The sequence below is a fragment of the Gordonia aurantiaca genome (assembly GCF_039939235.1).
Classification (GTDB): domain Bacteria; phylum Actinomycetota; class Actinomycetes; order Mycobacteriales; family Mycobacteriaceae; genus Gordonia.
Window position 1 is genome coordinate 1 of sequence record NZ_JBDUUF010000028.1, and the last position, 6,102, is coordinate 6,102.

General features: G+C 70.6%; 1 protein-coding gene. It reads right to left on the reverse strand.

What is annotated here, in order from left to right:
- The coding region (locus ABFT43_RS22570; protein ID WP_347962470.1) for an amino acid adenylation domain-containing protein at positions 1-6,102 on the reverse strand (6,102 nt) is incomplete at both ends.

Genomic DNA, 6,102 nt, shown 5'->3' on the forward strand with positions numbered 1-6,102 from the left:
GCGATGTCGATGTCGCCCACCACCGTCTGCGGATCGTCGGCGACCGCCGACAACACCCGCGTGAACATCTCCGCGAAACCGGCCACCGTCGAGGAATCGAACAGGTCGGTCGCATACGTGAAGTAGGCGTACATCCCGTCGGGAGACCCGTCGGGGGTGATCGCGTCGCCGAGGGTCAGGGCGAGATCGAACTGGGTGACCTCGACGCCCGGATCGAAGCCGGAGACGGCGAGCCCCGGCAGCTCGAACTCGGTGCGTTCCTGGTTCTGCAGCGCCAGCGACACCTGGAACAGCGGATGATGCGCCGTGGACCGGACCGGGTCGAGCACCTCGACGAGCCGCTCGAACGGCACGTCGGTGTGTTCGAAGGCGGCGAGGTCGCGGCGCCGGACCTGGTTGAGCAGTTCGCCGAAGGTGACGTCGGCGTCGACCTCGGCGCGCAGCACCAGCGTGTTGACGAACATGCCGACCAGGTCGTCGAGCACCTGCTCACCACGACCCGCCACCGGGGTGCCGATCGCGATGTCGGTCTCCCGGCACAGCTTCGACAGGGTCAGCGCGAATGCCGCGTGCAGGACCATGAACGGCGTCGCACCGTTCTTGCGGGCCAGTTCGTCGACGGCCCGGCGGAGGTTCTCGTCGAGACGGAAGGCGTGACGTCCGCCCTGCATCGTGCGGGTTGCCTGCCGCGGGCGATCGGTCGGCAGGTCGAGCACGTCCGGAAGACCGGCCAGTTCCGTTGTCCAGAAACCGATCTGACGGCTGATGAGCGACTCGGGATCGTCCTCGGAGCCGAGTAGGTCACGCTGCCAGATCGCGTAGTCGGCGTACTGCACCGGCAACGGCGACCACTGCGGCGCCCCACCGGCGGCCCGCGAGGTGTAGGCCAGCATGACGTCGCGGGCCAACGGCCCCATCGACATGCCGTCCGCGCTGATGTGGTGCACCACGACCACGAGGACGTGGTCGTCCGGGCCGACGCGGAACAGTCGCGCCCGCAGCGGAGGTGCGGCGGTGACATCGAATCCGGCGCCGAAGACCTCGAACACCGCCGGGGTCAGGGCGTCCTCCGACACCGAGACCGGGGTCAGGTCGACCTCGATGTCGGCGGCCGGCAGCACGACCTGGGACGGGCCGTCGACCGAGTCCGGGTAGACGGTCCGCAGGGACTCGTGCCGGGCGACGACGTCCTGGAGCGCCGCGCGCAGCGCGTCGACGTCGAGGCGGCCGGAGAGCCGGATGGCCAGCGGGATGTTGTAGGCCGCCGAGTCCGGCTCGAACCGGTTCAGGAACCACATGCGCTGCTGTGCGAGCGACAGCGGCACGCGGTCGGGACGCTCGGTCGCGACGAGCGCCGGACGGCCGGCGCGTCGGGCATCGGTGTGCTCGAATTGCTGGGCCAGCGCCTCCACGGTCGGCGAGTCGAACAGTGCGCGGACGCTCAGTTCGGCGCCGAGCGCCTCGTTGATCCGCGCGATCACGCGGGTGGCGACCAGCGAGTTGCCGCCGAGGTCGAAGAATCCGTCGTGCACGCCGACCCGCTCGACACCGAGGACGTCGGCGTAGACCTGCGCGATCGCCTCTTCGACAGCGTTGCGTGGCGCGACGAATTCCGCTGCGCCCAAGAGGAAGTCGGGTTCGGGCAAAGCACGGCGGTCGAGCTTGCCGTTGGCGGTCAGCGGGAAGGACTCCATGACGACGATCGCCGACGGGACCATGTAGGAGGCCAGGAATCCACCGACGAAGTCGAGGAGTTCGTCGACCTCGATCGTGGCCCCGGCCTCGGGCACCACGTACCCGACCAGATGATCGCCGAGACTCTCGTGCGAGCGCACCTGCACCGAGGAGGCCGCGACGCCGTCGTAGCGCAGCAACGCCGACTCGACCTCGCCGAGCTCGATGCGGAAGCCGCGCAGCTGCACCTGGAAGTCGCTGCGGCCCAGGTACTCCAGCTGACCGTCGGCGTTCCAGCGGGCCAGGTCGCCGGTGCGGTACATCCGCTCGCCCGGCTCCCCGAACGGGTTCGTGACGAAGCGGGTGGCGCTCAGGTCGGGCCGGCCCAGGTAACCACGGGCCAGCTGTCCGCCGTGGACGTACATCTCGCCCACGACACCGACCGGGGTCGGCCGGAGGCGGGAGTCGAGGACGTAGACGCCCATGCCCGGCAGGCCGCGACCGATGACGCTCGCCTTGGACTCGGCCGCGAACCGCCGGTCCAGCGGCAGGTAGCTGACGTGGACCGTCGTCTCGGTGATGCCGTACATGTTGACCAGACGCGGCATCGTCTCGTCGTGGCGGGCGTACCACCGGTCGAGCTGACCGAGGTCCAGGGCCTCACCGCCGAAGATCACGTACCGCAGGTGCAGGTCGGTGTCCTCCCCGGCCGTGCCGGAGACAGACTTCTCCCCTTCGACGCGTTCGGCTTCCGCGAGCTGGTAGAACGCCGACGGCGTCTGGTTGAGCACCGTGACCCGCTCGCGCCGCAGTAGTTCCAGGAACTCCTCCGGCGACCGCGAGGTCGCGTAGTCGACGACGACGAGCGAACCGCCGTAGAGCAGCGGCCCCCACAGCTCCCACACCGAGAAGTCGAAGGCGTAGCTGTGGAACATCGTCCAGACGTCGTTCTCGTCGAACCCGAACTTGATCTGGGTGTCGGTCATCAGCGTGAGCACGTTCTCGTGCGGCACCACGACGCCCTTGGGCCGGCCCGTCGAACCCGACGTGTAGATGACGTACGCCGGGTGCTGCGGCGTGAGCACGCCGCGCCGGTCGGCGTCGGTCACCGGGGTGGCCGGGACCTCGGCCAGCCGTGCGGCGATCTCGTCCGAGTCGAGCAGGATCGTCGGGACGTCGTTGTCCGGCAACGACGCCGCGTCGCCGGTCGTGGAGAGCACGACCACCGGACGGGAGTCGGACAACATGTACGCCAGCCGGTCCTGCGGATAGGTGACGTCCACCGGGACGTAGGCACCGCCGGCGGAGATGACCGCGAGGAGTGCGACCACGAGGTCGGTGGTCCGCGGCATCGCCACCGCGACCATCGATTCGGGGCCGACGCCCTCGGCGATCAGCACCCGCGCGAGGCGGTTCACCCGATCGGCGAGTTCGGCGTAGGTGAGCTCGTCGCCGTCGGCCTTCACCGCGGTCCGGTCGGCGAACTGCGTTGCGCGCTCGGCGAAGACCGCGGCGAGCGTGGTCGCCGGCACCTCGACGCCGGGTTCGGTCCACTCGGTGAGGACCGAACGGCGTTCGGCGTCGTCGAGGATGTCGAGCGCGGCGATCCGCTGTCCCGGGGTCTCGACGAAGGCCGTCAGCACCCGCGACACCCGGTCGAGCAGCGCTTCCACGTCGTCGGCGCCGTAGATGCCGGTCAGGTACTTCATCTGCAGGTGCAGACGGTCGGTCATGCTGGCGACCAGCGTGAGCGGGTAGTGCGTGGAGTCCATGCCGCGCAGGCCGGTCACGCGCATCCCGTCGATGTCGGTGGCGCGGGCCAGCGCCTCCTGGTCGACCGGGTACGACTCGAACACCGTGAGCGTGTCGAACGCGGCGGCCGGTCCGACGGCGTGCTGGATCTCGGCCAGTCCCAGGTGATGATGGTCGAGCAGGGCGGCCTGCTCGGTCTGAATCCGGCCCAGCAGCTCCGACAGGGTCAGCGACGGGTCGACCGTCACCCGCACCGGGAGCGTGTTGATGAACAGGCCGATCATCGTCTCGACGTCGGGCAGGTCGGCGGGTCGTCCGGAGACGGTCGTGCCGAAGACGACATCGCGGTGGGAGGTGAGTGCGGAGAGCACCACCGCCCACGCGGCCTGAACGAGCGTGTTCATCGTGACGCCGAGCTCGCGGGACAGTGAGGTCAGCTGGGCGGTCACCTCGACGGGCAGGAACCGGGCCCGGTCGGCCGAGTCGAGCGAGCCGTCGCCCTCGCCGGCGGCGAGCAGGGACGGTTCGTCGAGCCCGGCGAACGCCTCGCGCCAGGCGGCGCGGGACTCGTCGCGGTCCCGGGTGGCGAGCCATGCGAGGAAGTCGCGGTACTCGCCGGGCGCCGCGAGCGTCGAGGCGTCACCCGAGGTGGCGTACAGGTACAGCAGGTCCTTGAGCAGCAGCGGCGTGGACCAGCCGTCGAGGAGCACGTGGTGGTTCGTCGACAGCATCCGGTGACGGCACCCGCCGAGGTCGACCAGCGTGAACCGGAGCAGCGGCGGTGTCGCCATGTCGAAGCCCCGCGCACGATCGGCGGCGAGGAGTTCGGCGAACGCCGCCTCGGGATCATCGCTTTCACTCAGATCGACGTGCTCCCACGGGAGTTCGACATCGGCGGGCACGATCTGCACGGGCTCGCCTGCGACGGTGTCGAAGGCGACCCGCAGATTGGCGTGCCGGCGCAGCAGGGCCTGGCCCGCCGCCCGGAGACGATCGGGGTCGACGTCGCCCTCGAGGTCGAGGACGGTCTGCACCATGTAGGCGTCGAGGTCCTCGCCCGCGAACTGCGCATGGAAGAGCAGACCCTCCTGCAGCGGGGAGAGCGACCAGACGTCGGCGAGGCCGGGATGGCGTGCCTCGAGCAGCTCGACGCCGGCCTGGTCGAGCGAGACCAGCGGCAGATCCGACGGGGTCAGGCCACCGGCGCCCGGGGTCTGGGCGTACGCCGCGAGAGCGCGCAGCGCCTCGATCCACGCATCGGCGATCTCGCGGGCCTGCTCCTCGGTGAGCACGTCGCTCGCGTAGGAGAACGTGGCGCCGAGTCGGGTGCCCTCGGGGGTGTCCACCGCGGACGCGTTGATGTCGAGCACTGCGGGCGCCGACATCTCGTCGTCGCGGACGCCACCGAGGTCGGAGACGCCGGTGTCGGGCGCCCACGCCGCGGCCTCGTCACCGGAGGTCGAGACCCGGCCGAGGTAGTTGAAGCCGATCTGCGGGCGGGCCAGGTCACGGAGGACCGACGCCGAATCCTCGGAGAGGTACCGCAGGATGCCGTAGCCGATACCGTGATCCGGGATCGACAGCAGTTGTTCCTTGATGCGCTTGAGCGCCGAACCGGCGGCGGCACCGCCGGCGAACGCCTCGTCGAGATCGATGCCGGTCAGGCCGAGGCGGACCGGGTACGAGCTGGTGAACCAGCCGACCGTGTTGGTCAGGTCGGCGCCGGGCACCGCCTGTTCCTCGCGACCGTGGCCCTCGAGGGTGACCAGGACGTCGTCGAAGACCACTCCCCGATCCCGCCGCCACCGCGCGACGGCGAGTGCGAGCGCCGCGAGCAGGCCGTCGTTGACCGAGCCGTGGACGATCGACGGCAGGCGACCCAGCACGGTCGCGGCGACGTCTCCGTCGAGCTCCACCCGGAGGTCCCGGATCGTCGAGACGGTGTCGAGCTCGGGATCGTAAGGACGCGAGCCGAGAACCGGATCCGGTTCGGCGAGCATCCGCCGCCACAACGGCAGTTCCTCCGAACGGGCGGGCGCCTCCTCGACGAGGGCCGTGGCCCAGCGCCGGAAGGAGGTGCCGACGGCCGAGAGATCGACGGACGCACCTTCGGTGACCCGGTACCAGGCGAGGGCGAGGTCCGGGAGGAGGGCACGCCACGAGACGCCGTCGACGACCAGGTGATGGGCGACGACGAGCAGGCGGCCCGGCGTGCCGCCGGGGAACTCGAACCACACGAACCGCATGGTGGTGCCGTTCTCGACGTCGAGTTCGGCGGCCGCGCGGTGCAGGTTCGCACGGGCGACGTCGGCGAACGCGTCCGTGCCCGGCTGTGCGTCGACGGCGACGCGGGTGAGCAGGTCGCCCGCCGACACCGCGCCCTGCGGAGCGATCTCGACACGGGCACCCGAGGCGGTCCGAACCAGTCGGGACCGCAGCGCGTCGTGGTGGTCGAGGACCGCCTGGATCGTTGCCTGCAGCGCGGTCTCGGTGACGTCGCCGGGCAGCGAGACGAGCACGGCCTGCGAGAACCGGTCGTAGTGCCGGAGGTCGTCGATCATCCAGTGCATGATCGGCGTGAGCGGTGCCTCGCCGACGCCGCCGCCGGGCAGTTCCTCCAGCACCGGGATCTGCGCGCCGGCCTCGGCGACGCGGGCCAGGGCGGCGATCGTCTTG